The 24,116-nt window shown below is 71.5% G+C and carries 28 protein-coding genes; 11 read left to right on the top strand and 17 right to left on the bottom strand.

From position 1 onward, the window contains the following. Positions 1–2 precede the first annotated feature (2 nt). Positions 3–827, bottom strand: a complete 825-nt coding sequence (locus CFI00_RS12155) for a formate dehydrogenase accessory sulfurtransferase FdhD (RefSeq protein WP_242532354.1) — start codon at positions 825–827, stop codon at positions 3–5. A gap of 187 nt (positions 828–1,014) precedes the next feature. Here CFI00_RS12155 and CFI00_RS12150 point away from each other — a divergent pair, with 187 nt between their 5' ends. Beyond that, a complete protein-coding gene (locus CFI00_RS12150; protein ID WP_207081420.1) occupies positions 1,015–1,158 on the top strand; it encodes a hypothetical protein in 144 nt (47 codons plus the stop codon). A gap of 36 nt (positions 1,159–1,194) precedes the next feature. After that, positions 1,195–1,647: an OsmC family protein gene (locus tag CFI00_RS12145; protein WP_207081419.1), complete on the top strand. Its 453-nt coding sequence runs from the start codon at positions 1,195–1,197 to the stop codon at positions 1,645–1,647. Here CFI00_RS12145 and CFI00_RS12140 read toward each other — a convergent pair. The 5 genes from CFI00_RS12140 to CFI00_RS12120 form a co-directional block, all read right to left on the bottom strand. Further along, on the bottom strand, positions 1,634–2,350 hold the full coding sequence (locus tag CFI00_RS12140; RefSeq protein ID WP_207081418.1) for a peptidylprolyl isomerase: 717 nt from the start codon (positions 2,348–2,350) through the stop codon (positions 1,634–1,636). The genes CFI00_RS12145 and CFI00_RS12140 overlap by 14 nt on opposite strands. A 25-nt stretch (positions 2,351–2,375) precedes the next feature. Next, positions 2,376–3,215 carry an aldo/keto reductase gene (locus tag CFI00_RS12135; RefSeq protein WP_207081417.1) on the bottom strand — a complete coding sequence of 280 codons (840 nt, stop codon included), beginning with the start codon at positions 3,213–3,215 and terminating at the stop codon, positions 2,376–2,378. Between the two features lie 254 nt (positions 3,216–3,469). Beyond that, positions 3,470–4,027 carry a maleylpyruvate isomerase family mycothiol-dependent enzyme gene (locus tag CFI00_RS12130; protein ID WP_207081416.1) on the bottom strand — a complete coding sequence of 186 codons (558 nt, stop codon included), beginning with the start codon at positions 4,025–4,027 and terminating at the stop codon, positions 3,470–3,472. Then, on the bottom strand, positions 4,024–4,221 hold the full coding sequence (locus tag CFI00_RS12125; protein ID WP_242532353.1) for a sigma factor-like helix-turn-helix DNA-binding protein: 198 nt from the start codon (positions 4,219–4,221) through the stop codon (positions 4,024–4,026). The genes CFI00_RS12130 and CFI00_RS12125 overlap by 4 nt, the downstream gene beginning before the upstream one ends. 44 nt (positions 4,222–4,265) lie before the next feature. After that, on the bottom strand, positions 4,266–4,628 hold the full coding sequence (locus CFI00_RS12120; protein WP_207081415.1) for a DNA polymerase ligase N-terminal domain-containing protein: 363 nt from the start codon (positions 4,626–4,628) through the stop codon (positions 4,266–4,268). A gap of 77 nt (positions 4,629–4,705) precedes the next feature. Between CFI00_RS12120 and CFI00_RS12115 the strand changes: the two genes are divergently transcribed. After that, positions 4,706–5,314: a DUF5701 family protein gene (locus CFI00_RS12115; RefSeq protein WP_207081414.1), complete on the top strand. Its 609-nt coding sequence runs from the start codon at positions 4,706–4,708 to the stop codon at positions 5,312–5,314. Positions 5,315–5,324: 10 nt separating this feature from the next. Here the strand turns inward: CFI00_RS12115 and CFI00_RS12110 are convergent, their stop codons facing one another. The 3 genes from CFI00_RS12110 to mmuM are packed head-to-tail and all read right to left on the bottom strand — an operon-like array spanning position 5,325 to position 7,211. Next, positions 5,325–5,858, bottom strand: coding sequence for an AAA family ATPase (locus CFI00_RS12110; protein ID WP_207081413.1), 534 nt, complete (start codon positions 5,856–5,858; stop codon positions 5,325–5,327). Continuing rightward, on the bottom strand, positions 5,858–6,307 hold the full coding sequence (locus CFI00_RS12105) for a YiiD C-terminal domain-containing protein (RefSeq protein WP_207081412.1): 450 nt from the start codon (positions 6,305–6,307) through the stop codon (positions 5,858–5,860). The genes CFI00_RS12110 and CFI00_RS12105 overlap by 1 nt, the downstream gene beginning before the upstream one ends. A gap of 1 nt (position 6,308) precedes the next feature. Continuing rightward, positions 6,309–7,211, bottom strand: coding sequence for a homocysteine S-methyltransferase (gene mmuM / locus CFI00_RS12100; protein WP_207081411.1), 903 nt, complete (start codon positions 7,209–7,211; stop codon positions 6,309–6,311). Positions 7,212–7,273: 62 nt separating this feature from the next. Between mmuM and CFI00_RS12095 the strand changes: the two genes are divergently transcribed. Beyond that, complete coding sequence (locus CFI00_RS12095) at positions 7,274–8,065, top strand: Fpg/Nei family DNA glycosylase (protein ID WP_207081410.1); 792 nt, start codon at positions 7,274–7,276, stop codon at positions 8,063–8,065. Positions 8,066–8,078: 13 nt separating this feature from the next. Here the strand turns inward: CFI00_RS12095 and CFI00_RS12090 are convergent, their stop codons facing one another. Beyond that, the gene (locus CFI00_RS12090) at positions 8,079–10,442 is read right to left on the bottom strand and encodes an excinuclease ABC subunit UvrA (protein ID WP_207081409.1); all 2,364 of its coding nucleotides are present in this window, start codon (positions 10,440–10,442) and stop codon (positions 8,079–8,081) included. A 151-nt stretch (positions 10,443–10,593) separates the two neighbouring features. On the opposite strand from CFI00_RS12090, the gene CFI00_RS12085 reads away from it, so the two are divergent. Together CFI00_RS12085 and CFI00_RS12080 are read left to right on the top strand one after the other, a co-directional pair. Continuing rightward, on the top strand, positions 10,594–11,076 hold the full coding sequence (locus CFI00_RS12085) for a pyridoxamine 5'-phosphate oxidase family protein (protein WP_207081408.1): 483 nt from the start codon (positions 10,594–10,596) through the stop codon (positions 11,074–11,076). A 4-nt stretch (positions 11,077–11,080) separates the two neighbouring features. Then, on the top strand, positions 11,081–11,881 hold the full coding sequence (locus tag CFI00_RS12080; RefSeq protein WP_207081407.1) for an SRPBCC family protein: 801 nt from the start codon (positions 11,081–11,083) through the stop codon (positions 11,879–11,881). 10 nt (positions 11,882–11,891) lie between these two features. On the opposite strand, the gene CFI00_RS12075 is transcribed toward CFI00_RS12080, so the two are convergent. Continuing rightward, entirely contained in the window at positions 11,892–13,007 is a 1,116-nt protein-coding gene (locus CFI00_RS12075; protein ID WP_207081406.1) for a crosslink repair DNA glycosylase YcaQ family protein, read from the bottom strand. Positions 13,008–13,212: 205 nt separating this feature from the next. On the opposite strand from CFI00_RS12075, the gene CFI00_RS12070 reads away from it, so the two are divergent. Beyond that, entirely contained in the window at positions 13,213–13,359 is a 147-nt protein-coding gene (locus tag CFI00_RS12070; RefSeq protein ID WP_207081405.1) for a hypothetical protein, read from the top strand. Positions 13,360–13,379: 20 nt separating this feature from the next. Here the strand turns inward: CFI00_RS12070 and CFI00_RS12065 are convergent, their stop codons facing one another. Together CFI00_RS12065 and CFI00_RS12060 are read right to left on the bottom strand one after the other, a co-directional pair. Then, positions 13,380–15,185: an alkaline phosphatase D family protein gene (locus CFI00_RS12065; RefSeq protein ID WP_207081404.1), complete on the bottom strand. Its 1,806-nt coding sequence runs from the start codon at positions 15,183–15,185 to the stop codon at positions 13,380–13,382. Next, positions 15,182–16,198 (bottom strand): zinc-dependent alcohol dehydrogenase family protein, encoded by a 1,017-nt coding sequence (locus CFI00_RS12060; protein WP_207081403.1) that lies wholly within the window; start codon positions 16,196–16,198, stop codon positions 15,182–15,184. Before CFI00_RS12060 ends, CFI00_RS12065 begins: the two co-directional genes overlap by 4 nt. Before the next feature lie 94 nt (positions 16,199–16,292). On the opposite strand from CFI00_RS12060, the gene CFI00_RS12055 reads away from it, so the two are divergent. Further along, the gene (locus tag CFI00_RS12055) at positions 16,293–17,816 is read left to right on the top strand and encodes a UDP-N-acetylglucosamine 1-carboxyvinyltransferase (RefSeq protein ID WP_207081402.1); all 1,524 of its coding nucleotides are present in this window, start codon (positions 16,293–16,295) and stop codon (positions 17,814–17,816) included. Positions 17,817–17,994: 178 nt separating this feature from the next. Here the strand turns inward: CFI00_RS12055 and CFI00_RS12050 are convergent, their stop codons facing one another. Further along, entirely contained in the window at positions 17,995–18,246 is a 252-nt protein-coding gene (locus CFI00_RS12050; protein WP_224273701.1) for a zf-TFIIB domain-containing protein, read from the bottom strand. Positions 18,247–18,290: 44 nt separating this feature from the next. On the opposite strand from CFI00_RS12050, the gene CFI00_RS12045 reads away from it, so the two are divergent. The 3 genes from CFI00_RS12045 (at position 18,291) to CFI00_RS12035 (ending at position 21,085) form a co-directional block, all read left to right on the top strand. Beyond that, the gene (locus tag CFI00_RS12045) at positions 18,291–19,097 is read left to right on the top strand and encodes a glycerophosphodiester phosphodiesterase (protein WP_242532352.1); all 807 of its coding nucleotides are present in this window, start codon (positions 18,291–18,293) and stop codon (positions 19,095–19,097) included. A gap of 3 nt (positions 19,098–19,100) precedes the next feature. Beyond that, on the top strand, positions 19,101–20,453 hold the full coding sequence (locus CFI00_RS12040) for an MFS transporter (protein WP_207081400.1): 1,353 nt from the start codon (positions 19,101–19,103) through the stop codon (positions 20,451–20,453). Between the two features lie 251 nt (positions 20,454–20,704). Beyond that, complete coding sequence (locus CFI00_RS12035) at positions 20,705–21,085, top strand: RNA polymerase-binding protein RbpA (protein WP_207081399.1); 381 nt, start codon at positions 20,705–20,707, stop codon at positions 21,083–21,085. A gap of 12 nt (positions 21,086–21,097) precedes the next feature. Here the strand turns inward: CFI00_RS12035 and CFI00_RS12030 are convergent, their stop codons facing one another. The 3 genes from CFI00_RS12030 to lnt are packed head-to-tail and all read right to left on the bottom strand — an operon-like array spanning position 21,098 to position 23,894. After that, positions 21,098–21,613 carry an FxsA family protein gene (locus tag CFI00_RS12030; protein WP_207081398.1) on the bottom strand — a complete coding sequence of 172 codons (516 nt, stop codon included), beginning with the start codon at positions 21,611–21,613 and terminating at the stop codon, positions 21,098–21,100. Next, entirely contained in the window at positions 21,610–22,332 is a 723-nt protein-coding gene (locus CFI00_RS12025; RefSeq protein WP_207085486.1) for a polyprenol monophosphomannose synthase, read from the bottom strand. Before CFI00_RS12025 ends, CFI00_RS12030 begins: the two co-directional genes overlap by 4 nt. A 26-nt stretch (positions 22,333–22,358) precedes the next feature. After that, positions 22,359–23,894 carry an apolipoprotein N-acyltransferase gene (lnt, locus tag CFI00_RS12020; protein WP_207081397.1) on the bottom strand — a complete coding sequence of 512 codons (1,536 nt, stop codon included), beginning with the start codon at positions 23,892–23,894 and terminating at the stop codon, positions 22,359–22,361. Positions 23,895–24,116 lie beyond the last annotated feature (222 nt).

Genomic DNA, 24,116 nt, shown 5'->3' with positions numbered 1-24,116 from the left:
GCTCAGCAGTAGCGGACCGAGCGTCCCGGGGAGGTGAATCCCCACAGGTCGATGCCGGCGTCCTGGGCCAGGCGGGCAGCGAGGCTGGTGGGGGCGCCGACGGCGACGATGGAGCCGATGCCGCTGGCGGCGGCCTTCTGGACCAGCTCGAAGCCGACCCGTCCGCTGAGCACGAGGCACGCAGCGGCCGCGGGCTCGCCGGCCAGCACCCTGGCGCCCACGACCTTGTCGACCGCGTTGTGGCGCCCCACGTCCTCGCGCACCACCAGCAGCGTGCCGTCGGCGTCGGCGAGCCCCGCCGCGTGGACGCCGCCGGTTCGCTCGAAGAGGGTCTGGCGCTCCCGCAGCGCGTCGGGCAGGCGTCGTACGACGTCCGCGTCGGGGCGCGATCCGGACCACGGAGTCGCCGTCCGGGCGGTGAGCGCGTCCTCGACGCTGTCCTTGCCGCAGACCCCGCAGGCCGATGACCCGGCGGAGGCTGAGACGTGCCGGTGCGGGAGGTCCGCGGCATCGGTCAGCGTCACGGTGACGACGTTGAACTCCTGCTCGGGAGCCAGGTCGGTGTCGGTGCAGTAGGCCACCTGGGTGAGCGCACCGGGGTCGGCGACCCCCTCGTGCACCAGCCAGCCGGCCGCGAGCTCGAAGTCGTGGCCGGGGGTGCGCATCGTGACCCAGGCGCGGCGCGGCGGCAGCGCCCTGGCACGTACACGGATCTCGAGCGGCTCCTCGGTGATCAGCCGGTCCTCACGGGGGACCTCGCGCTCGGCGAAGTGCTCCACGACCCGGGTCCGGACCGAGGGGCCGGGACGTCTCACGCGCTCACTCACCACTCGACGACCCTAGCCGCCGGGCGGTCACGGACCAGGGGTCGGCGGGTGGTCGAGATCACCCTGTCAACGATGCAGCGCCGAGCCTGCGGGCTCACTAGGATGTAAGAGCCGCGATAGCGCGAGCACACCTTACATTCACTGCTCATCACGTGGAGGGCCGGATGCCCTCGGAAGGAAGATCCCCATGATCTCGCAGCTGCACCTCGCCCTGAGCCTCGTCGATGCACGGGCCCACTCGGTCGAGGACCAAGCCCTCCTGCGGAGCGTGGAGATCGCTCGACGTGAGGAGCGCCGCGCCCGTCGCGCCGTGCGTCGCGCACCACGCTGACCCGGCGCCAGAGCCCCCTCTGGCAGGGTGTCCTGCATGACGGACGAGACCCTGCGCAGCGTCGACATCACCCGCATCGGCCCGGCCCGCTTCAAGGCCACCAACGCCCGTGGCGGGGAGACCTTCTTCGGCACCGGGGGAGATGACCCCGACTTCACGCCGGTCGAGCTCCTCCTGGCCGCGATCGCCGGTTGCAGCGCGCTCGACGTCGAGGCGATCACGCACAAGCGCACGACGAGCACCCGCTTCGACGTACGAGCCGAGGGGGAGAAGGTGCGCGACGCGCACGGCAACCACCTGACCGGGCTGCGGGTGTCCTTCGAGGTGGAGTTCCCCGAGGGACCCGACGGCGACGCCGCACGCGACAGGGTGCAGTCGGCCATCGCGATGTCGCGCGACCGCCTGTGCACGGTCTCGCGGACCGTGCAGCTGGGTGAGGACGTCGTCTACGACGACCTCGGTCCCGAGGAGCCCGTCAGCCGACCGTGACGGACTCGATGGTGACGTCCTCGTTGGGCGCACCGCCGCCGGCAGGGTTGGCGTTGTCGTTGCCGACCGCGGCGATCTCGTCGAGCACCTCGAGGCCTGCGGCGTCGATCGTGCCGAACACGTTGTAGCTCGGCGGGAACTGCGAGTCGCGGAAGACCAGGAAGAACTGCGAGCCGTTGGTGTCGGGCCCGGCGTTGGCCATGGCCAGGGTGCCGGCGGGGTAGGTCTCGTCACCGCTCAGCTCGTCGGCGAAGGAGTACCCCGCGCCACCCGCCCCGGTGCCGGTCGGGTCGCCGCACTGGAGGATGCCGAAGCCCTCCATGTCGCCGATGCGCGGGCACGGCGTGTCGTCGTAGAACCCCTGCTCGGCGAGCGAGACGAACGAGTTGACCGTGCACGGCGCGCTCGCGGCGTCCAACGTGAGGCCGATGTCGCCGAAGTTGGTCGTGATGGTCGCGGCGATCGTGCCCTCTGCCTGCGCCTCGGCGTCCGGCACCTCGACCTCGCGCGCGGCCTCGCGGCCGTCCTCGGGGTAGTCGCACGTCGTGGTCTCGCCGGAGGCCGTGGTCTCCGAGGACGACTCCGAGCTGCTCGCGGGGTCCGACGCGGTGTCGTCGCCGTTGTCACCGCACCCGGCGAGGACGAGGACGGACAGGCACGCCAGGACGGCGGCAGGACGCTTCAGTGCGGGTCGCTTCGACATGCGGGCGATCGTAACGAGCCGCGCCTCACATCTCCTCGTGGGTGTCGGGGTCGCCACCGAACAGGCGCCCGTCGTCCTCGCCGAGCGCGGTGATGGCCGACATCTCCTCGGCGGTGAGCTCGAAGCCGAAGACGTCGAGGTTCTGCGCCTGGCGTCCGGCGTCGGCCGACTTGGGGATCGGCAGCGACCCGAGCTGGACGTGCCAGCGCAGGATGACCTGGCCGGGGGAGACGTCGTGGGCTCGTGCGGCCGACGTCACGGCGTCCTCGTCGAGCGGGGCGCGACGCTTGCCCATCGGGCTCCACGCCTCGGTGCGGATGCCGAGCCGCTCGTGGACCTCGCGCATCCGGGCCTGCGGGAAGCGGGGGTGCAGCTCGACCTGGTTGACCGCCGGCGTGACGCCGGTGTCGTCGATGACGCGGCCGAGGTGCTCCTCGGTGAAGTTCGAGACACCGATCGAGCGGACCAGGCCGTCCTTCTGCAGCTGCACCAGCGCGCGCCACGCCTCGACGTACTTGCCCTGGCTGGGGTTGGGCCAGTGGATGAGGTGCAGGTCGGTGTGGTCGACGCCCAGGCGCTCCAGCGAGCCACGGACCGAAGCGATGGCGTCGTCGTAGCCGTGGTGGCGACCGGGGATCTTGCTGGCCACGAGCACCTCGTCACGCGCGAGCCCGGAGCGACGCAGCGCCTCGCCGACCTCGAACTCGTTGTCGTAGTTCACCGCGGTGTCGAGCAGCCGGTAGCCGGCCTCGAGCGCGCTGAGGATCGCGCCGGTGCCGGCCTCGCCGCGCAACGGGTAGGTGCCGAAGCCGATCGCCGGGATCGTGGTGCCGTCGTTGAGGGCGTACGTCGGGATGTCAGCCATGCGTCCACCGTAGCGACGTCCGACACCGGTGTAGTTCGTGGAGGGGAGGCTCGACCTGCACTATCTGACATAATATCAGTTATCGGCGATATATTCACGCGCTGATCCCACCGGTGGCTGCTCTCAGGGTGTCAGCGCTCCGGACAGCAGTTCGATCGAGCGTGACTCGACCTCGTCGTGCGTGTTGCGGTGCCACAGAGTTCTCAGGAGGACCTCTGCCGGGGCTACGACGTCGACCGGATCACCGTCGCCGATCACGATGCTCTCGTCGAGGTCCGATGGCGTGAGCCGGACGGCGGTCGTCCGAGCTGTCGTACGCCCCAGCCGTACCTGACGCGGGTACAGGATGTGGACGACCTCCGCCACGCCGTCCCAGCGAGCGCCGGCTCGATCGGCTGCGCCATGCCCAGGGCGTGCTCGGCGTCCCAGAGGTGCATCGTGACCTCGTGGACCTGGCGCCGCCGCCAGAAGCCAGCGGTCCTGTCGTCGCGATCCAGGGTCCACGCGGGCGCCTCCGCTGGTCGAGCCGTGAGGACGTCGACGAGGGTCGTGGCGTACCGGCGGTACCAGGCGGCCAGTCCGGCGGCGCCTGCAGGCGGTGCCGGCTCGGGCTCGAGGCTCGGGTCGCCCTCGACGACAGCGTGGGCGGCCCACTGGTGCACGCCGCCGAGGTGGTCGGTCAGGTCACGCAGCGTCCACCCCGGGCACGAGATGACCTCCCGGGCTGGGTCGCCGTGCTCGACGACCTGGGCGAACCGCTCGGCCTGCGTGCGCAGCAGGTCGAGCCAACTGCGGTCGGGCGCCGGGGTCACGCGAACTTCCCGTACTTCTTGTGCATGGCCTGCTTGCTGACGCCCAGCATGGTTCCGATCTCCGCCCAGCTGTAGCCGTGGATCCGGGCGCGGCGGACGGCCACCGCCTCGGCTGCGGCGAGCTCGTGCTTGGCACGTGCGATCCGCATCAGCTCCCCCAAGGGGCTCTCCTCCCCCGAGTCCTCGGCATCCACGGCTGTTCTCATATCGTCAATCTTGATTGACGACCGACGATCTGTCAACCCACGTTGACGGTTTGGTCCTTGGTCAGGTGCAGCAACCACTGCGTGCCTTTGGTGTGGATCAGCGCATAGCGGCGTACGCCGTCACGTCCGTGCAGCGAGAACACGAGCCGACGTTCGTCGCGGTCGTGCTCCTCCCAGGTGCCGGTGTCCGCGACGGACTTGTGCTCGTCCTCGAAGTCGACGTGGCCCAGCGCGTGGTCGTCGACGGCGATGGCCAGCCGGTCCCGCGCCGGGTCGTCCGGCAGCCCCTTGGGCACCGCCCAGCTGCGCAGCACACCGTCCTCCTCGAGCCGGAGGTCGAAGTGCGGCGACGGCTTGCGGTGGTCGTGGAGGACGAAGCGGGCCGGTGTCGGCATGCGGACGACCCTGCCACGGGAACCCTTGTGACGCACGGTGCGTTGGACACTCGCCCGTCGTACGTCGAGAGGAACCCATGCTGCCCAGTCCCACCGTCCAGGCCGACCGACTCATCTCTCTCGGTGTGCACGAGCACGCCGGCATTGCTGCCGACCAGCTGCGAGCCGCCGCCGCGACAAGTCAGGACGGACTCCTCGTCACCGCGGCACCGGCCTCCGTCCTGGCCGCGCTGATGACCCGGGGCGAGCGGACCGGCTTCGTGGTCGAGGACATGACGGACGTGGACTCCTTCGACGCCACCGACGCCGCTCCCCTGCCTTCGGCGCCGTACGTCGTGGGCGGCCTCGACCGCGGCGACGAGCACGCGAACCGGAGCCCCGAGGAGTGCCTGCCGAAGATCCTGGCGGCGGGCCGGTCGCCGCTCACCCTCGTCGAGGGCGTGCACTGGGTGCTTCAGGGCCCGGACGTGCTCGAGCGCAACCGGTGCTTCATGACCATCGGGTCGAGGTTGCGCAAGGCCAACGGGACCTACGACGCCCGCACGCCGGCGCTGTGGATCAGCAACGGCACCGGTCGTGACGGGCGCGAGCGCAAGGACGCACCCAAGGTCGGTTGGTGCTGGTGGGGCAACCGGCACACGTGGCTCGGGATGGCGTCGTGCTCCGGGCGGACTCCCCTCGGCTGAGCGTGCCGCGCTAGCGCGGCTCCCAGGCCAGCACCGCGTCGCGCAGCTCGTCCGGAGGTGCGGCGCTGTCGAGCGTCAGCACGGGCCGTCCCACCTCGGCGAGCCACTCCTCGTGCGCCCAGAGGCTGCGGCCGGTGAACTCCGGGTCGTCGTAGCCGCTCGCCCAGGTGAGGAACTCCTCCCAGGCGTCCGGGTCGACCGTGCGTCCCTCCCGGCGCAGCTCCTCGCGGGCGTGCAGCCGGCGCATCCGCTCGGCCGGGTCGAGCCGCAGGAACACCACCGCGTCGCACTCCGCGACGACCTCCTCCCCCCAGCCCAGCATCGAGCCCGACAGCACCCACGCCTCGCGCGGGACGAACACCTGTCGCATGAGGGCCATCCGGTCAGGCTCCGGCCGCTTCTCGGCGTACGGCGGGTCGGTGGGCACCCAGAAATAGTCGTCGGCGTCCGCGTGCGGGACCGACCACCACGACGCGAGCGTGCGCGCGAGCGTCGTCGTGCCCGACCCGCTCGCGCCCATCACGTGCAGCCTGCAGCGCCGCATCAGAACCGCCGCAGCTGGTAGGTCCCGACCGTCGTGGCGACGACCGCGCCCTGCGCATCGGTGATCGTCGCCTCCAGCACGAACTCCCCCTTGCCGGTCGCGAGCGCGTCGTCGCGCACCCGCGCCACCTCGTCCTCGGACAGGCTCGTCGAGGCGCGTACGACGCCCAGCGCGGGCCGCCGGAAGCGGATGCTCGCCTCCTTGACGAGCGGCACGAAGCCCGCGAGCTCACCGTCCGCGTCGAGGTCGAAGGTCGCCAGGCTCAGCACGCCGCCGAGCATCTCGGCAACGCTGAAGAGGGAGCCGGCGTAGGTGACGCCGAAGTGGTTGACGTTGGGCTCGGCCGGCAGGTCGGCGACCGCGCGGCCCGGGCCCACGTCGACGAGACGGATGCCCATCGCCTGGAGGATGGGCATCGAGGCGACGGCGTCGGCGAACCGGTCGGACACGTCAGGCCTCCAGCGTCGTGCGCAGGGCCGTGACGTCCTCGGGCCCGACGCGGCAGCACCCGCCGACGAGCCGGGCGCCCGAGACCACCCACGCGTCGACGTCCTGGGCGGTGAAGGCCGAGCGCCCCTCCCACTCGCGGGTCACGGCGTTCCACGACTGGCCGGAGTTCGGGTAGACCACGACGGGGCCGTAGGGGCCGGCGAGCTGGACGGCGTCGCGGGCGTCGGCCGGTGTCGTGCAGTTGACCCCGACCGCCAGCACCTCGGCCACGTCGGCCGCCATCGCGAACGCCTCCTCGAGCGGCTCCCCCGCCCGGGTGCGTCCGTGCGCGGCCGAGAGGGACAACCACGCCGGGACGCCGGTGCCGTCGACCTCGGCCAGCACGGCCTCGACCTCCGCCAGGCACGGGATCGTCTCCACCGCCAGCACGTCGGCGCCTGCCCCCACGGTCGAGGCCAGCACGTCGAGCCGGGGTCGGTGGAAGGCCCGCAGCCCGTCGACGTCGAGGTCGTAGTCGCCGCGGTACTCCGAGCCGTCGGCGAGCACGGCGCCGTACGGCCCCACGGACGCGGCGACCCAGCCTTCCGGGGCTGCAGCGTCACGGGCGGCGGCGGCCAGCGCGACGCTGCGGCGCAGGATGGTCTCGACCTCGTCACGGTCGGCACCCGCGGCGCCGAAGCCCTCGAAGGAGACCTGGTAGGACGCGGTCGTCGCCACCTCGGCACCCGCGGCGAAGAACTCCCGGTGGGCCGCCTCGATCGCGGCCGGGTCGTCGCGCAGCAGGCGCGCGGACCACAGGTCGCTCGACAGGTCGTGACCGTGCTGCTCGAGCAACGTCGCGAGCCCCCCGTCGAGGACGACGGGGCGGGAGGCGATGGTCTCGCGGAGGCTGTGCGGGCTCATGTCCCCCATGCTCGCAGGTGCAGGCGAGCCGTCCGGTTGGACCCGTCGGTCACGATCGCGGAGTGCCAGAGGGACACACCATCCACCGACTCGCCCGCCGCCATGCCAGGCTGCTGGTCGGCCAGCGCGTCGCGGCCGACAGCCCGCAGGGACGCTTCGACGACGGCGCGCGGCTGCTCGACGGCCGGGTGCTCGACGCGACCGACGCGTGGGGCAAGCACCTGTTCCACCGCTACGACGACCTCTGGCTGCACGTGCACCTCGGCCTCTACGGCAAGTTCCGCGACGGCGTCCTGCCCGCGCCGGAGCCCCGGGGCGCGCTGCGGCTGCGGCTGGTCGGTGCAGAACACTGGCTGGAGCTGCGCGGACCGACCGCCTGCGAGGTGATGACCGACGCCGAGCGCGCGACGGTCCTGGCTCGCCTCGGTCCCGACCCCCTGCGCCGCCGACCGGACGCCGAGGCGTTCGTGGCCCGCGTGCTGCGCAGCCGGGCGCCGATCGCCACCCTGCTGATGGACCAGTCGGTCGTCGCGGGCGTGGGCAACGTCTACCGCGCCGAGGTCCTCTTCCGCCAACGCCTCGACCCCTACCGCCCGGGTCGCGAGCACGACGCCGGGACCCTGCGGCTGCTCTGGGACGACCTCGTCGTGCTCCTGCGCGCAGGGGTGCGCGCCGGACGCATCGTGACGACCCTGCCGGACGACCGGGAGCGTCCGGCGGGCCGGCCGCGGAGGGTCGACTCGCACTACGTCTACGGCCGCGCCCAGCTTCCGTGCCGGCTCTGCGGGACCCCGGTGCTCGACGCACAGATCGCCGCGCGGCGCCTGTTCTGGTGCCCGGTCTGCCAGGCCTGAGCCGCCCGTGACCTCACGCGCCGACGTACGCCGCGAGGTGCTTGCCGGTCAGGGTCGGCATCCGAGCCGCCACCATCTCGGAGGGCGGTCCCTCGAAGACGATGGTGCCGCCGTCGTGCCCGGCGCCCGGGCCGAGGTCGATGATCCAGTCGGCGTGGGCCATCACGGCCTGGTGGTGCTCGATGACGATGACGGACTTCCCGGAGTCGACGAGGCGGTCCAGCAGGCCGAGCAGGTTGGCCACGTCGGCGAGGTGGAGTCCGGTGGTCGGCTCGTCGAGGATGTAGACGTCGCCCTTCTCCCCCATCTGCGTGGCGAGCTTCAGCCGCTGGCGCTCGCCGCCCGACAGCGTCGTCAACGGCTGGCCGAGCGTGACGTAGCCCAGCCCGACGTCGGCGAGGCGTTCGAGGATCTTCACCGCGGCCGGGATCCTCGCCTCCCCCTCGCTGAAGTGCTCCAGCGCGGCGACCACCGACATCTCGTGCACCTCGGCGATGTCCTGGCCGCCGAGCGTGTGCTCGAGCACCTCGGCGCGGAACCGCCGGCCCTCGCACTCCTCGCACGGCGACTCGACCGTCGCCATCGGACCGAGCTCGGTGAAGATCACGCCCGCGCCGTTGCAGGTCGCGCAGGCTCCCTCGGAGTTGGCGCTGAAGAGCGCCGGCTTCACGCCGTTGGCCTTGGCGAAGGCCTTGCGGATGGGCTCGAGAAGACCGGTGTACGTCGCCGGGTTGCTGCGTCGCGAGCCCTTGATGGCGCCCTGGTCGATCACGATGACCTCGTCGCGGCCGGCCAGCGAGCCGTGGATCAGTGAGCTCTTCCCGGACCCGGCCACCCCCGTGACGACGGTCAGCACGCCCAGGGGCACGTCGACGTCGACGTCGCGGAGGTTGTGCGTCGAGGCGCCCCGGACCTCCATCACCGCGGTCGCCTCGCGGACGGACTCCTTGAGCCGGGCCCGGTCGTCGAGGTGCCGGCCGGTGACGGTGTCGCTGCGGCGCAGCCCGTCCACGTCGCCCTCGAAGCAGATCGCCCCTCCGGCAGCGCCCGCGGCCGGCCCGATGTCGACGACGTGGTCGGCGATCGCGATGGTCTCGGGCTTGTGCTCCACCACGAGCACGGTGTTGCCCTTGTCGCGCAGCTGGAGCAGGAGGTTGTTCATCCGCTCGATGTCGTGCGGGTGCAGGCCGATGGTGGGCTCGTCGAAGACGTAGGTGACGTCGGTGAGCGAGGAGCCGAGGTGCCGGATCATCTTCGTGCGCTGCGCCTCGCCGCCCGACAGCGTGCCGGCCGGGCGGTCGAGCGAGAGGTAGCCCAGGCCGATCTCGGAGAAGGAGTCGAGCAGGTGCTGCAGGCCCTTGAGCAGCGGGGTGACCGACGGCTCGTCGAGCGCGCGGACCCACTCGGCGAGGTCGCTGATCTGCATCTCGCACAGGTCCGCGATCGACTTCCCGCCGATCTTCGATCGCCGCGCCTCGGGGGTGAGCCGCGTGCCCTCGCAGTCCGGGCAGGTCTGGAAGGTCACCGCGCGGTCCACGAAGCGGCGTACGTGCGGCTGCATGGCCTCGGGGTCCTTGGACAGCATCGACTTCTGGATCTGCGGGATGATGCCGTTGAAGGTGAGGTTGACGCCCTCGACCTTGATCTTGGTCGGCTCCGACCACAGCATCGTCTCGAGCTGCTTCTTCGTGAAGGACCTGATCGGCTTGTCCATCGGCAGGCCCATGCCCTCGAAGAGCCGGCCGTACCACCCGTCCATCGAGTAGCCCGGCACGGTGAGCGCCCCGTCGGCGAGCGACTTGTCGGCGTCGTAGAGCGCGGTCAGGTCGATGTCGTTGACCTTGCCCATGCCCTCGCAGCGCGGGCACATGCCGCCGAGGTAGACCTCCTGCTTGGCGACCTTGCGCTCGGTTCGCCCACCCTTCTCCGTGGTCATCATCCCGCTCGCCTTGCGGGTCGGGACGTTGAAGGAGTACGCCGTCGGCGGGCCGACGTAGGGGTGGCCGAGCCGGCTGAAGAGGATCCGCAGCATCGCGTTGGCGTCGGTCGCGGTGCCGACGGTCGATCGAGGGTTGGCGCCCATCCGCTCCTGGTCGACGATGATCGCGGTCGTCAGGCCCTCGAGGTGGTCGACGTCCGGCCGGGCCAGGGACGGCATGAAGCCCTGCACGAAGGCGCTGTAGGTCTCGTTGATCAGCCGCTGCGACTCCGCAGCGATCGTGGCGAAGACGAGCGAGCTCTTGCCCGAGCCGGAGATGCCGGTGAAGACCGTCAGGCGACGCTTGGGCAGCTCGACGGTGACGTCCTTGAGGTTGTTCTCGCGCGCTCCCTCGACCCGGATCAGGTCGTGGTCGTCGGCCGGGTGCGTGGTGCTCATGCGTCCTGCTCTCCCCTGTGTGCGCGCCCCGGGCTCCCGCCCGGCGGCTGCCGGTCATCCTGCCAGTACGACGGCCCGCGTGGCAGGGATGTGACAGCGCACGCCCCGCAGGATGAGGCCCGCCCCTGGGGTGGCGTGCCATCGTCGTGGCATGACCTCACACGACGACCAGCTCGAGACCGTCGCCCGGATCATGGAGGACACCCGGATCGCGGTGCTGACCTACGTGAGCCCCCAGGGCGCGCTCGTGTCCACGCCGATGGGGACGCAGGACTTCGAGCACCCCGGCACCACCTGGTTCCTCACCGAGCGCGACACCGACAAGGTCCGCGCCATCGAGGCCGACCCGCGTGTCAACGTGTCCTACTCCAGCGACGCCGGCTGGGTCTCCCTCTCGGGCACCGCGCGCGTCAGTGACGACCGCGCCAAGCTCCAGGAGCTGTGGGACGCCTCCGCCGGCGCGTTCATGTCCGGCGGCCCCGAGGACGCCTCCAACGTGCTCCTCGAGATCGACGGCGCGACCGCTGAGTACTGGGAGTCGCCGGGCAAGGTGAAGGCCGCCGTCGAGCTCGCCAAGGGCCTCGTCGGCAAGCACACGCCCGACATGGGCGACAACGACACCGTCAGTCTCTGATCCCGTGCTGGTCGACGCGCACGGTCCCGCCGGCGCCGGCGAGGCATGGCGGCTCTTCACCACACCCGACCTGTGGCCGACCTGGGCCCCGCAGATCAGCTCGGTCGAGGCCTCCGACACCGTCCTGACGACCGGCACGACCGGTCGCGTCCACGGCCCGGCCGGGCTGGCGGTCGACTTCACGGTCACCCACGTCGACCACGCCGAGCGCTCGTGGTCCTGGCAGGTCGGACGCGGACCCCTCGAGGTGGGCATGGACCACCACGTGCTGTCGGCTCCCGACGGCTGCCGCGCGGTGCTGCGCGTCCCGGGCCGCTCGGCCGCCGTGGCGCAGCCCTACCGCGTCCCTGCGGCGATCGCCCTGCGCCGGCTGGTGGCCGGCGCTCCTGGCGGCAGCGACGGGGACCCCGTGGAGGAGGTCGAGGCCTTCGACTTCGCCTTCGCTCCGTCGTACGCCGTCGCCGGTCGCGCCTTCGGCATCACCCCGCGGACGACGACCGTCGAGGTCGGGCCCGAGTGGCTCTTCGTCCGCTACGGCCCGTGGCGCCTGGTCACCCCGCGCAGCAACATCGCCTCCGCCGAGGTCACCGGCGGGTTCTCCTGGGTGAAGACCGCCGGGCCTCCGCACCTGTCGCTCAGCGACCGCGGGATCTCGATGACCACCAACGGCGACCGCGCGCTGTGCCTGTCCTTCCACGAGCCGGTGCCGTCGATCGACCCGACCGCCTCGATCGCGCACCCCGGCGCGACGCTCTCGGTGGCCGATCCCGACGGCCTCGCCGCCGCGCTGGGCCTCGGCGCCTGACGGGCCTGCGTCAGGCTCGGACGACCTCGAGCGCGAGCCACTCCCCCAGCGCCTCGATCTCGGCGTCCACCCGGGCCCGACGGCCGGCCGACCAGTCGTCGTCCTCGTGCACTGCGTCCACGGCGAGCACGCCGGCCTCGCGGTCGGCGGTCGCGTCGACCTTGCCGACCAGCTCGTCGCCGTCGAGCACGGGCATGGCCCAGTAGCCCCAGCGCCGCGCCTCGACCGGCTTGTACATCTCGAGCTGGTAGTCGAAGCCGAAGAGGTCCGCCATCCGCTTGCGGTCGAACACCAGCCGGTCGAGCGGCGACAGGATCGCCGTACGCCCCTCGAAGCCGTCGCCGTCGCCGTCGTCGAGCAGCGCCGGGTCGACCCGCCACTGGCCGCGGGTGCCCTCGACACGCGCGGGCTCGCCGACGTCGCGGACGGCGTACGGCTCGTGCCAGGCCTCCAGCGCCCGAGGACGTGCGAGCCCGAGGGCACGCAGCCGGCGTCCGGCGAGGATGCGGTGGGCCTCCTCGGCAGGCACGGCCGGGTCACCCGGGTGGACCCGCTCGGCGAGGTCCCACCGGCGCTCGCGGCCCTCGCGGGACGCGACCGCGACCTCCCCGCGCGCCTCGAGGCACTCGAGGAGCTTCATGACGTTCTTGTTGTCGGTCCAGCCGGTCGAGCGCCATGGCACCTCGCACGTGTCGGGCAGGTCGCGGGCGGGCGTCGGACCCTCCGCCCTCAGGTGCGCCAGGACGTCGCGACGGCACCCGTCGTTGGCCGCCACCCAGTCCGCGAGGTCTTCCTGCCACGGCCTGACCGGCGGCTCCCCCGGCCACGCGTCCATGTCGGCGCGCAGGAGCGCGACGTCCTCGCCCGGGCGGAGCAGGCCCTGCACCTCGACGACGGCGCCGTTGCCGACCAGCTCGTCGAGGTGGTCGGTGTCGTAGCCGGCCCCCAGGCGGGTCCACAGCACGAGGTCGGCGTGCTGGGCGACCACCGAGGTGAGGTCGACCTGGAGGAAGCCGAGGTGGCGGATCGTGTCGAGGACGTCGGTCGGGCGGTGCGCGTCGAGCAGCTGGGCGCGTACGACGACGCGCCGGGCCTGCTGCCTCGTCAGCTCGTGCACCCCACCCATGGCGTGATCCTAGGGCGCGCGGACCGCTGCTCCTCGCGCGTGGCCGGGCCACCCGCGCATGGCCCGATCGGGTCATTCGGGTGCCAGATCGGGTAAACCGGCGGGTGTTGGGCCCCGAACGGCGTCATCCGGTGACACTCTCGACGTCACAAGGACGAGGGGCAACCGATGTCCCCGCCACCCCGAAGCGGGACGGAGCCAGACCATGTGGGACACCGTCGAGACCACCACGGACCACCTGTCGCACGACCTGCCCTGCACGGGGTGCGGGCACGGGCGCCACACCTACCTGCCGTGCTCCGACACGTGCAGCTGCGCCGAGGGGCGCGACCGGCTCCTCAGCACCGTCTGACCGGCGCGGTCAGGGCGCCCTCAGCGCTGCTTGACCCGGTCGACGACCTTCGCCCGCAGCCGCCGCTTCATCCCGCGCCGGAACCGCTGGTGGACGCGCTCGTGCACGGGCGGGCGACCGTGCTCGTCGAGGGCGTAGCTCGCGACCTTGGCCAGCCGGGGGCGCTCGTGGTCGTCGATCACCTCGCCGGTGACCCACCACATGCGCAGGCTGGGGCCGTCGAGCTGGAGGCACGCGAGGTTGTTGTCGAACCACGGCCCCTCGGCATAGCGCCAGGTGAGCGGCGCGTCCGGCACCCGGGCCGACCTCGAGGCCAGCCGGCCTACCGGGCCAGCGACGCCGTAGGACAGCACCGCGGTGGCGAAGCGCATGTTGCGCGACAGCGGGTTGCGGATGGGTGAGCAGACCGCCTGGAGGATCGTCGAACGCATCGGCGGGCCGTGCCGGAGTGGCTTGGCCTCGCTGACGTAGCTGTGGTGCACGTCGCCGGACAGGAAGGTCACCGTCGACGGCGCGGGACCGCGCTCGCCCGCGGCCACTTCCATCACCTGGTGCGCCACCTCCTGGAAGCTCTTCTGGAAGGCGCCCCAGTGCTCGAGGTCGACGAGCTGGCGCAGCCACTCCCCTGCGCGACCGCCGCGCTCGCCCCACGCGCCGTCGGCGAGGGCCTCGCTGAAGGCCTCGAGGTGGTGCAGCCCGCGCGCGAGCATGAAGGGCAGCGACGTGCCGACGAGCAGGTGGTCGACGCCACCGCGGAGCTGCTCGTCGAGCCAGGCCGCCTCGTCGGGGTCGAGCAGCGCACGGGCCTCGGGCTCGAGCTCGCGGGCGGCCCGCGAGTCGACGACGACGAGGCGCGCCTGGGTGTCGAACTCGCGCACGTAGCTCCAGCGGTAGGTGCGCGGCTGCTGGTCGACGCGCTCGGCGAAGGCGTCGAGCACCTGTCCGAGGTCCATCTCGTCGTCGCCGGAGTGTGCGAGCACCTGGGCCCAGACCTCGTCCTGCGCGCGCTCCTGCGGCGACATGTTGCCGAGGTGCTGGTAGACCCAGTAGGACCCGAGGCCGGCGACGATGCGCCCGTGCCACCACGAGGTGGCCTCCATCTCGCGCCGCCACTCCTGCGAGGTGTTCCAGTCGTCGCGGATGTCGTGGTCGTCGAAGATCATCGCGCTCGGCACGGTCGACAGCAGCCACCGGTTCGCCGGGTCGGACCATGCGAGCGCGTAGAGGTGGGCGTACTCCTCGTAGTCCTGGAGCTCGGTCCACGGCGCCTGCTCGATGTCGCGTCGCGCGCTGATGAACTCGCGCATCGCCTGGGTCGTCTCGTCGGCGTAGACCTGGTCGCCGAGGAAGAGCACCAGGTCGGGCAGCCGGGTCGGGTCGAGGTCCTCGTCGTCGGGATCCATCGGCGCGACCTGGCCGGCGAGCTCGAGGGCCCACGCGCGCATGGCGTCGACGCCGTGGGTGCGGTTGCCCTTCTCGTCGTGGGAGACCGACGTGCGGCACGAGCCGAACGCCAGCCGCAGCGGCCGTCCGGCCTCCAGCGTCGCGATGACGGAGGCCGGGAACGGCGAGGACGGCTCGGGCCAGACCGGGTGCCCGTCGATGTCGACGGAGTAGGTCCCGGTGCTGCCCGGCTCGAGGCCCTCGAGGCAGACGAGGGCGTAGTGGTGCCCGTGGACGGTGAAGGTCGGCGCGCTGGCCGATGCGGTGCCGCGGGTGACGGTGACCGTCCCGCGATCGCGGGTCTCCACCCACACTGCTGCGGAGGTCTCGTCGACGTGGCGCAGGAGCGGGCCGAGGAGCAGGAGGTCGTCCGAGGTGCTCACGGCTGGAGGAGGACCTTGGTCGCGCGGCGCTCGTCCATGGCGCGGTAGCCCTCGGCCGCCTCCGCCACGGGCAGCGTCAGGTCGAAGACACGTCCGGGGTCGATGGCGCCCGACAGGACGCGCTCGAGCAGGTCCGGCAGGTAGCGGCGCACGGGTGCCATGCCGCCGGCGAGTCCGACGTTCTTCTGGAACATCCGCCGCACCGGCAGCTCGACGCCGTGCGGCACGCCGACGAAGCCGACCGTCGAGCCGGGCCGAGCCACGGCGAACGCCGTCTTCATCGCACCGTCAGTGCCCACGCACTCCAGCACCGCGTCGGCGCCGACACCCCGGGTGAGCTCGGCGATGATCGCCTCGCCCTCCTCGCCGCGCTCGGCCACGACGTCGCTGGCCCCGAAGGCGCGCGCGATCTCCTGGCGCGACTCGTGGCGCGACATGGCGATGACACGTCCGGCGCCCATCTGCGAGGCCGCGAGCACGCCGCACAGGCCCACGGCCCCGTCGCCGACCACGACCGCGGTGCCACCGGGGCGTACGCCGGCGGCGACCGCCGCGTGCCAGCCGGTGGCCATCACGTCGGTGAGGGCGAGCAGGGACGGGATGAGCTTCTCGTCGGGCATGCCGTCGGTCACGACGAGGCTGCCGTCGGCCTGGGTCACCCGGGCGTACTCCCCCTGCCCGCTGGTGGTGAAGCCGAGCTGGGTGCACGCCGACTGCACGCCGGCGCGGCAGTGGACGCAGGTGTTGTCGCTGTGGCAGAACGGGACGACGACGAAGTCCCCGACGCGCACGTCCGTCACGTCCGCGCCGACCTCCTCCACCACGCCCACGCACTCATGGCCGATGGTGGAGCCCGCGTCGATGTCGTTGTGGCCGCGGTAGGGCCAGAGGTCGGAGCCGCAGATGCAGCCGGCGACCACCTTGACGATCGCGTCGGTCGGCGCCTCGATCCGGGGGTCGGGCACCTCCTCGAAGCGGATGTCGCCGGGGGCGTGGATGGTGGTTGCTCGCATGGCGGCGATCCTGCCACGCAGGCCCACACCCGCCCACACCCGCGCGGGGCCCGTCGGAGTGGCGTTATCTCATATCTGAGATACCGTTGTCGCCATGGCTGACTACAAGGGTCGCATCGGCAACCTCATCCGTGACGCGCGCAAGCACCGGGGCCTCACCCAGCACCAGCTGGCCGAGCTGCTCGGCACCAGCCAGAGCGCGATCAACCGGATCGAGAAGGGCCACCAGAACCTCTCCCTCGAGATGCTCGCGCGCATCGGCGCGGCGCTCGACTCCGAGATCGTCGCGCTCGGCGCCGGCCCCACGCACCTGCGCGTGGACGGCCCCACCACGCTGTCCGGCTCGATCGACGTGAAGACCTCGAAGAACGCCGGCGTGGCGCTGTTGTGTGCCTCCCTGCTCAACAAGGGACGTACGACGCTGCGCAAGGTCGCGCGCATCGAGGAGGTCAACCGGCTGCTCGAGGTCCTCAACTCGCTCGGTGTCGCGACCCGCTGGCTCAACGACGACAACGACCTCGAGATCATCCCGCCGGCCGAGCTCAACCTCGCCGCCATCGACGAGACCGCCGCACGCCGCACCCGCTCGGTGATCATGTTCCTCGGCCCGCTGCTGCACCGCTACGACGAGTTCGACCTGCCCTACGCCGGAGGTTGCAACCTCGGCGAGCGCACCGTCGAACCGCACATGTCCGCCCTGCGCCCCTTCGGCCTCGACGTGAAGGCCAGCGACGGCAGCTACCACGCCAGCGTCAACCGGACCATCGAGCCCGAGCGCCCGATCGTGCTCACCGAGCGCGGCGACACGGTGACCGAGAACGCGCTCATGGCCGCCGCGCTCCACCCGGGCACGACGGTGATCCGCAACGCCTCGTCCAACTACATGGTCCAGGACCTCTGCTTCTACCTGCGCAAGCTCGGCGTCGAGGTCGACGGCATCGGCACCACCACGCTCCGCATCACCGGCCGGACCTCGATCGACGTCGACGTCGACTACTCCCCCTCCGAGGACCCGATCGAGGCGATGTCCCTGCTCGCGGCTGCCATCGTGACGAAGTCCGAGATCACCATCCGACGGGTGCCGATCGAGTTCCTCGAGATCGAGCTGGCGACCCTCGAGGAGATGGGCTTCCGCTACGACCGCTCGGAGGAGTACGTCGCCAACAACGGCGAGACCCGCCTGGTCGACCTCACGACCCACGCCTCCGACCTCCGCGCGCCGCTCGACAAGATCCACCCGATGCCCTTCCCGGGCCTCAACATCGACAACCTGCCGTTCTTCGCCGTCATCGCGGCCGTCGCGGACGGGCAGACGCTGCTGCACGACTGGGTCTACGAGAATCGCGCCATCTACCTCACCGAGCTCAACAAGCTCGGAGCGCAGGTCAAGCTCCTCGACCCCCACCGGGTGCTCGTGGAGGGCCCGACGCACTTCTCCGGCGCCGAGATCGTCTGCCCGCCGGCCCTGCGCCCCGCCGTCGTGCTGCTGATCGCGATGCTCGCGTCCAAGGGCCGCAGCGTGCTGCGCTCGACGTACGTCATCCACCGCGGCTACGAGGACCTCGCCGAGCGGCTCAACGAGCTCGGCGCGAACATCGAGACCTTCCGGGATATCTGAGGCCGGGCTGGCCCATTCTCCATCGGTGGTCGAGTAGCCGAGCGAGGGACGAGCGAGGCGTATCGAGACCTGGCGAGGTTCGGATCTCGATACGGCCTTGCGCGGCTTCGTTCCTCAGCCGCGGGCCTACTCGATCTGCTCTCGCGACGCCGACCGCTCGTTCCTCGCGGTCGACTGCTCAAGCAAACAGTGTCTCCACCCAGGCCCGCGACTGCTTGCCGACCGACGGCGGGGCGGTCATGTCGGCGGTGATCCGCGGCATCGGGGCCGTGTGCTGACCGGCGTTGCGGTGCCAGTCGGTCTCGGCCTCCACCAGCACGCCGAGGTCGGCGCGCGAGAGGAAGACGCCGTGCCCCTCGGGGCACTGGTGGACGGTGGCCTCGCCGAGGGTGCGCTCGTCCATCTCGGCATCGCATCGAGGACAGGTCATGCTCTCCATCCCTCGACGGTACTCCCGAACCCCATACTTACGCCGTGACCGTGCCGCGCACGCCCGAACCGGGCTACCTCGACTCGCCCCGACCGCTCGCCTTCGCCCACCGCGGGGGCGCCTACCACCCCGAGATCGAGGGGCTGGAGAACACGCTCGCGGCCTTCCGGCACGCGGTGGCGCTCGGCTACACCTACCTCGAGACCGACGTCCACGTGACCAGTGACGGCGTGCTGCTCGCCTTCCACGACACGGTGCTCGACCGGGTCACGGACCGCACCGGCAGCATCGCCACCTCGACGTACGCCGAGGTGCAGCGCGCGTTGATCGGTGGCTCGGAGCCGGTCCCGACGCTGGGTGAGCTCTTCGACGCCTTCCCCGACGCGAGGTTCAACATCGACCTCAAGTCCGAGGGCGCGGTGGAGGCGCTGGCCGCGTTCATCGAGGAGCGCGACGCCTGGGACCGGATCCTGGTGGGCTCCTTCTCGGTCAGGCGGATGGAGGCGTTCCGGCGCCGCACCGCGCGACGGGTCGCCACGTCGGCGCACCCGCTCGAGGTGGCCGCCTTCGTGCTCTCTCCCAGCGCCCGGCTGGCGCGGCTGCTCACCCGCGGGCGCCCGGTGGCCCTGCAGGTCCCGCACCGGCAGGGGCGGCTCCTGGTGGCCTCCGCCGGGCTCGTACGCCGTGCGCACGCCGCCGGAGTCCAGGTGCACGTGTGGACGATCGACGACCCAGTTGAGATGAACACCCTCCTCGACCGTGGTGTCGACGGCATCATGACCGATCGCACGGACATACTCAGGGACGTGCTCCGCGCCCGCGGACAGTGGAACGCACCACGTGGAGGATGAGGCATGAGCAACGTAGGCGGCGTCGCCAACCTGGAGCCGTTGGCGCAGGCCAAGGAGCAGAGGGCCTGGTACTTCTACGACTGGGCCAACAGCGCCTTCGCCACCACGGTGTCCGGCGTGCTCTTCGGGCCCTACCTGATCGCCATCGCCGAGGAGGCGGCGGTCGACGACCGCGTCTCGGCGCTCGGCCTCTCGATCGCGCCCGGCGCGCTGCCGGCGTACGTCATCACCTTCTCGACGTTGATCTCCGCCCTCGTCCTGCCGTTGCTGGGCGCTGTGGCCGACCGCACCGCGCGCAAGAAGGACCTGCTGGCGGGCTTCGCGTGGTCGGGCGCGTTCTTCGCCGCGCTGCTCTTCTTCATGACGGGCGACAACTGGCAGCTCGGCGCGATCACGTTCATCCTCGCCAACCTCTGCTTCGCGGCGTCCGCGGTCGTCAACGACTCGATCCTGCCGATCATCTCGAGCGAGTCCGACCGCGACCGCGTCTCCTCCCGTGGCTGGGCGTACGGCTACGCCGGCGGCGGCCTGCTGCTGGCCCTGAACTTCGTGCTGGTGAGCTTCCACGACACGTTCGGTCTCACCGAGGGCATGGCGGTGCGCATCTCGCTGCTGTCCGCAGCCGTGTGGTGGGCGGCGTTCACCTTCATCCCGTTCCGCGGGCTCCGCAACCATCCGCCGGCCGACGTCGAGCACGTCGAGGGCGGGGTGCTGCAGCGCAGCTTCGGCCAGCTCTGGATCACGCTGAAGGAGCTGCGCAACTATCCGGTGGCCCTCACCTTCCTGCTCGCCTACCTGTTCTTCAACGACGGGATCCAGACGGTCATCAGCCAGGCCTCGGTCTACGGCGTGGAGGAGCTCGGCTTCGACCAGGGCACGATGCTGGGCGTCTACCTGCTGGTGCAGTTCGTGGCGGTCGGCGGAGCGCTGCTGTTCGGGCGCATCGCGGCCACCCGCGGGGCCAAGAACACGATCCTCGGCGGCCTGGTCATCTGGATGATGATCGTGACCGCCGGGCTGTTCATCCCGGAGAAGTCGCTGCTCCCGCTGCTGCTGCTCGGCGCTGCCATCGGCCTCGTGCTGGGCGGGACCCAGGCGCTGGCGCGCTCGTACTTCTCGCTGCTGATCCCACGGGGCAAGGAGGCCGAGTTCTTCAGCTTCTACCACGCGATGGAGCGGGGGACGTCGTGGTTCGGGACGCTGGTCTTCGGCCTCGTCTACACCTTCACCGGGTCCTACCGGCCGGCGATCTTCGCGCTGATCATCTTCTTCGTCATCGGCGGGCTGCTGCTGATGCGCGTCGACACCGCCAAGGGGATCCGCGACGCCGGGAACGACGTGCCGGCCGTGATCTGACGTCACCGAAAGCCCGGATCTGCGCGTAACCGTGACCACCTCCACCCCTGAGGGTGAAGTGGCTCACGCGTGAGCGTGGGTTCCGACACCATGAATCCACGGAATTGTGGCGACCCCGCTACGGTTGAAAGATCACAGAGGGGCGAGCCCCGTCGCCAAGAGCGGCGTCACGGATTGCGGTCCTGCTCGTCCCCCTACCAGCCCGGCACACAAGTCAACGGGTGTCAGCAACCCAACTGGAGGTGGTCACGGTGGCGGAGCGCACACTGCGTGGCGCGAGGCTCGGCGGCCAGAGTTTCGAGGACGAGCGCGGGATCGAGTTCGCGGCTCGGCAGCAGGTCGGCTATGCATGCAAGCAGGGCCACGAGTTCGAGGTCACGATGTCGGTCGAGGCCGACATCCCGGCCGTGTGGGAGTGCCCGCGCTGCGGCGCCGAGGCGCTCAGCACGGCGGGCATCCTCCCCGAGGAGAAGGTCGAGAAGCCGGCTCGCACGCACTGGGACATGCTTCTCGAGCGTCGCTCGGAGAAGGAGCTCGAGGACATCCTCAAGGAGCGGCTCGACCTGCTCCGCGGCGGAGAGATCGGCCCGGCGCACCTGCACCGCGCCAACCGCAAGAAGCGGGTCTCCTAGGCCGCACGCCAGCTAGTCGACCACGTCGCCCCGGACCACCGGCCCCTCGGCCCCCGGCCCGGGGCGTCGTGCGTCCCAGCCAGGTGCGCCGGGGAATCCCCCGAGGCCTGCACCCGGTACGACGACCAGGCGGCGCTCCACGACCGAGGTCAGCAGCCGGCGCGCGACGGGTCGGGTGAACGGCAGGATGAGAAGGATCCCGAGCAGGTCGAGCAGGAAGCCCGGGCTCAGCATGAGGGTGCCGCCGATGAGGATCAGTGCACCGTCGGCGATCTCGCGGGCCGGCATCCGCCCGCCCTGCAGCGCCTCGCGCAGCGCCAGCCAGGCACGCCCGCCCTCGCGCTTGATCAGCCACGCACCCACCATGCTGTCGAGCACCAGCAGCACGATCGTCCACCAGGGGCCGACCAGCTGGCCGACCTGGAGGATCGCCCAGATCTCGGCCAGCGGGACGACGACGAACGCGAGCGCCAGCACGGGGCGCAGCCACCGGCGGCGGGCGGTGCGGGGGCCCAGGGGTTGGCTCATGCGTCGACCTTGGTCCGGTGCAGGCGGGCACGACGCTCGGACAGGCCCCAGCGGGTGATCTTCTTCAGCGACTCGCTGGCCACCTGGCCGCTCATCTTGGAGTCACCGCGCACGCGCTCGATGAACTCGATCGGCACCTCGGTGACCCGGAGGCCACGCGAGACGGTGCGGTAGGCGAGGTCGGTCTGGAACACGTATCCAGTAGACAGCACCGACTCAAGGTCGATCGCCTCGAGCGTGGTGCGCCGGAAGAGCCGGAAGCCGGCGGTCGCGTCCTTGACGCGCATGCCGAGCAGGAGCCGGACGTAGAGGTTGCCGCCTCGCGAGAGCAGCAGGCGCTGGAGGGGCCAGTTGACCACGGAGCCGCCGGGCACGTAGCGCGAGCCGATCACCAGGTCCGCGGTGTGCAGCGCATCGATGAGCCGGTGCAGCTGCTCCGGCTGGTGGGAGCCGTCGGCATCCATCTCGCCGATGACGTCGTAGCCGGCCCGCAGCGCGACGTCGAACCCGTTGAGGTAGGCCGCGCCGAGCCCGGCCTTCTCCGTGCGGTGCACCACGCTGATCGCGGGGTCGCGGCTGGCGAGGGCGTCGGCGATGTCACCGGTGCCGTCGGGGCTGTTGTCGTCGACGACCATCACGTCCACACCCGGCTGGGCACGACGCAGTCGCTCGATGATCCACTCGATGTTCTCCGACTCGTTGTAGGTCGGGATGACCATCACGACCCTGCCGAGCCCTTCGACACTCACGCCCGCTGACCTCGTCCCGGTGACGGTGCGACGGCGCGGTCGCTCCGTCGGCCACGACGATAGGCGATCAGGACGGCGAGCGTGTGCACGACGAGGAAGACGAGGGTGAACCTCGCCGGCCACACCCCCAGGCGTACGGCCGGGGTGATCGTCGTGCTGAGCCCCACGGTCTCCACCAGCACCTCCTGGGTGCGCGCGGGCGCCGAGGCGACGACCGACCCGTCGGGGCGCACGACGCCCGACACGCCGTTGATCGCGGCCACGACGACCCAACGTCCGGTCTCGAGCGCACGCAGCCGGCTGATCTCGAACTGCTGGTCGAGCTGGGCGGTCTTGCTGAAGAGCACGTTGCTCGTCTGCACCGTCACCATCCGGGCCCCCCGGGCGACCTGTCCGGAGATCACGTCGTCATAAGCGACGTCGAAGCAGATCGCGTCGGCCACCAGCAGGTCGCCGACCCTGATCGGGACGAGGCTGGTGCCGCGGACCATGTCGCGCGGCACCAGCCGGAGCTGGCCGTAGGTGTCGGGGATCAGGCTGCCCCGGAAGGGGATGTACTCGCCGTACGGCACGGGGTTCCGCTTGGTGTAGCGGTCGCCGCCGCCGAGCCCGGGGCGGAAGACGATGCCCTGGTTGAGGACCTGTGTGTCGTCGAGCGGGTCGTCGGCGATGGCGCCCACCAGGATGGGCACGCCGACCGCATCGGAGGCGGCGACGATGCCCTGGTTGGCGCGCGCGTCGGTGAACGGGTCGACGGCCGTGGAGTTCTCCGGCCACACGACGAAGTCGGGCGCGGGGACCAGCCCGGCGGCCACGTCCTCGGCGAGCTGCTGGGTGGCCCGCACGTGGTTGTCGGTGACCTCGCGGTTGACCGCGACGATGTCGGTCCCGTCGCCGGGGATGTTGCCCTGCACCGCGGCGACGGTCGCCGTGCCGGTCTCCTCCAGGGGGACGGTGACGACCACGGGCGCGAACGTCACCACGGCCAGCGCGCCGACCGCGGCGTACGTCGTGCGCGTGGGCGCGCGCAGACCGAGCAGCAGCCAGGCGAGCACCGTCCCGGTGAGGGCGACGAGGAAGCTCACCGCGGTCATCCCGATCCACGGGATCGCGTCGGCCCAGGGCGTGTCCGCGGTCGCGTAGACGAGGCGCCCGAAGGGCATGCCGCTGAACGGGAAGCCGCTGCGCCAGGTCTCGATGCCGACCCACCACAGGGCCGCCCAGACGGGCCACCCGCGCTGCCGGAGGCTCCAGGACAGCCCGATGCCCAGCGGCACGAAGAACGACGCCTCCAGGGCGCACATGGCGATCCAGGCGTCGGTGCCGACCGACCGCATCCACACCATCACCGCATAGGTGAACGTGATGCCGAACAGCAGGCTCGGGAGCCATGCCCGCCGCGCACGCAGGCCACGCACGGAGAAGACCAGCGACGCGATCGCCGGCGGCATGAGCCACGACCAGCCGATCGGCTCGAAGGCCGCTGCCAGCACGAGGCCGCCCACGAGGGCGAGGAGGCAGCGCTGCAGCACGCCCAGACCGTAGCCGACGGCTGCGCACCTGCAGCGGAGCGGGAGGGACGCAGGGGCTTCGGACCAACACGCGACCGGCTGGCTGGCGATCGCGCGAAGTTGTCTAAGGCCCCGTGGTCCCTCCCGCATCCGGCCCCCGCGGGGCGCTGTCGACGGGACGCCGGACGGAAGGCATCGCTGGCTTCGCGTACCCCACGTCGGACCTCCCGGTGTCGAAGGCGC

Origin of the sequence: Nocardioides sp. S5, assembly GCF_017310035.1 — a bacterium.
Lineage (GTDB): Bacteria > Actinomycetota > Actinomycetes > Propionibacteriales > Nocardioidaceae > Nocardioides.
Note: the sequence above shows the minus strand (reverse complement) of the source record. Positions and strands in the feature narration are given on the sequence as shown.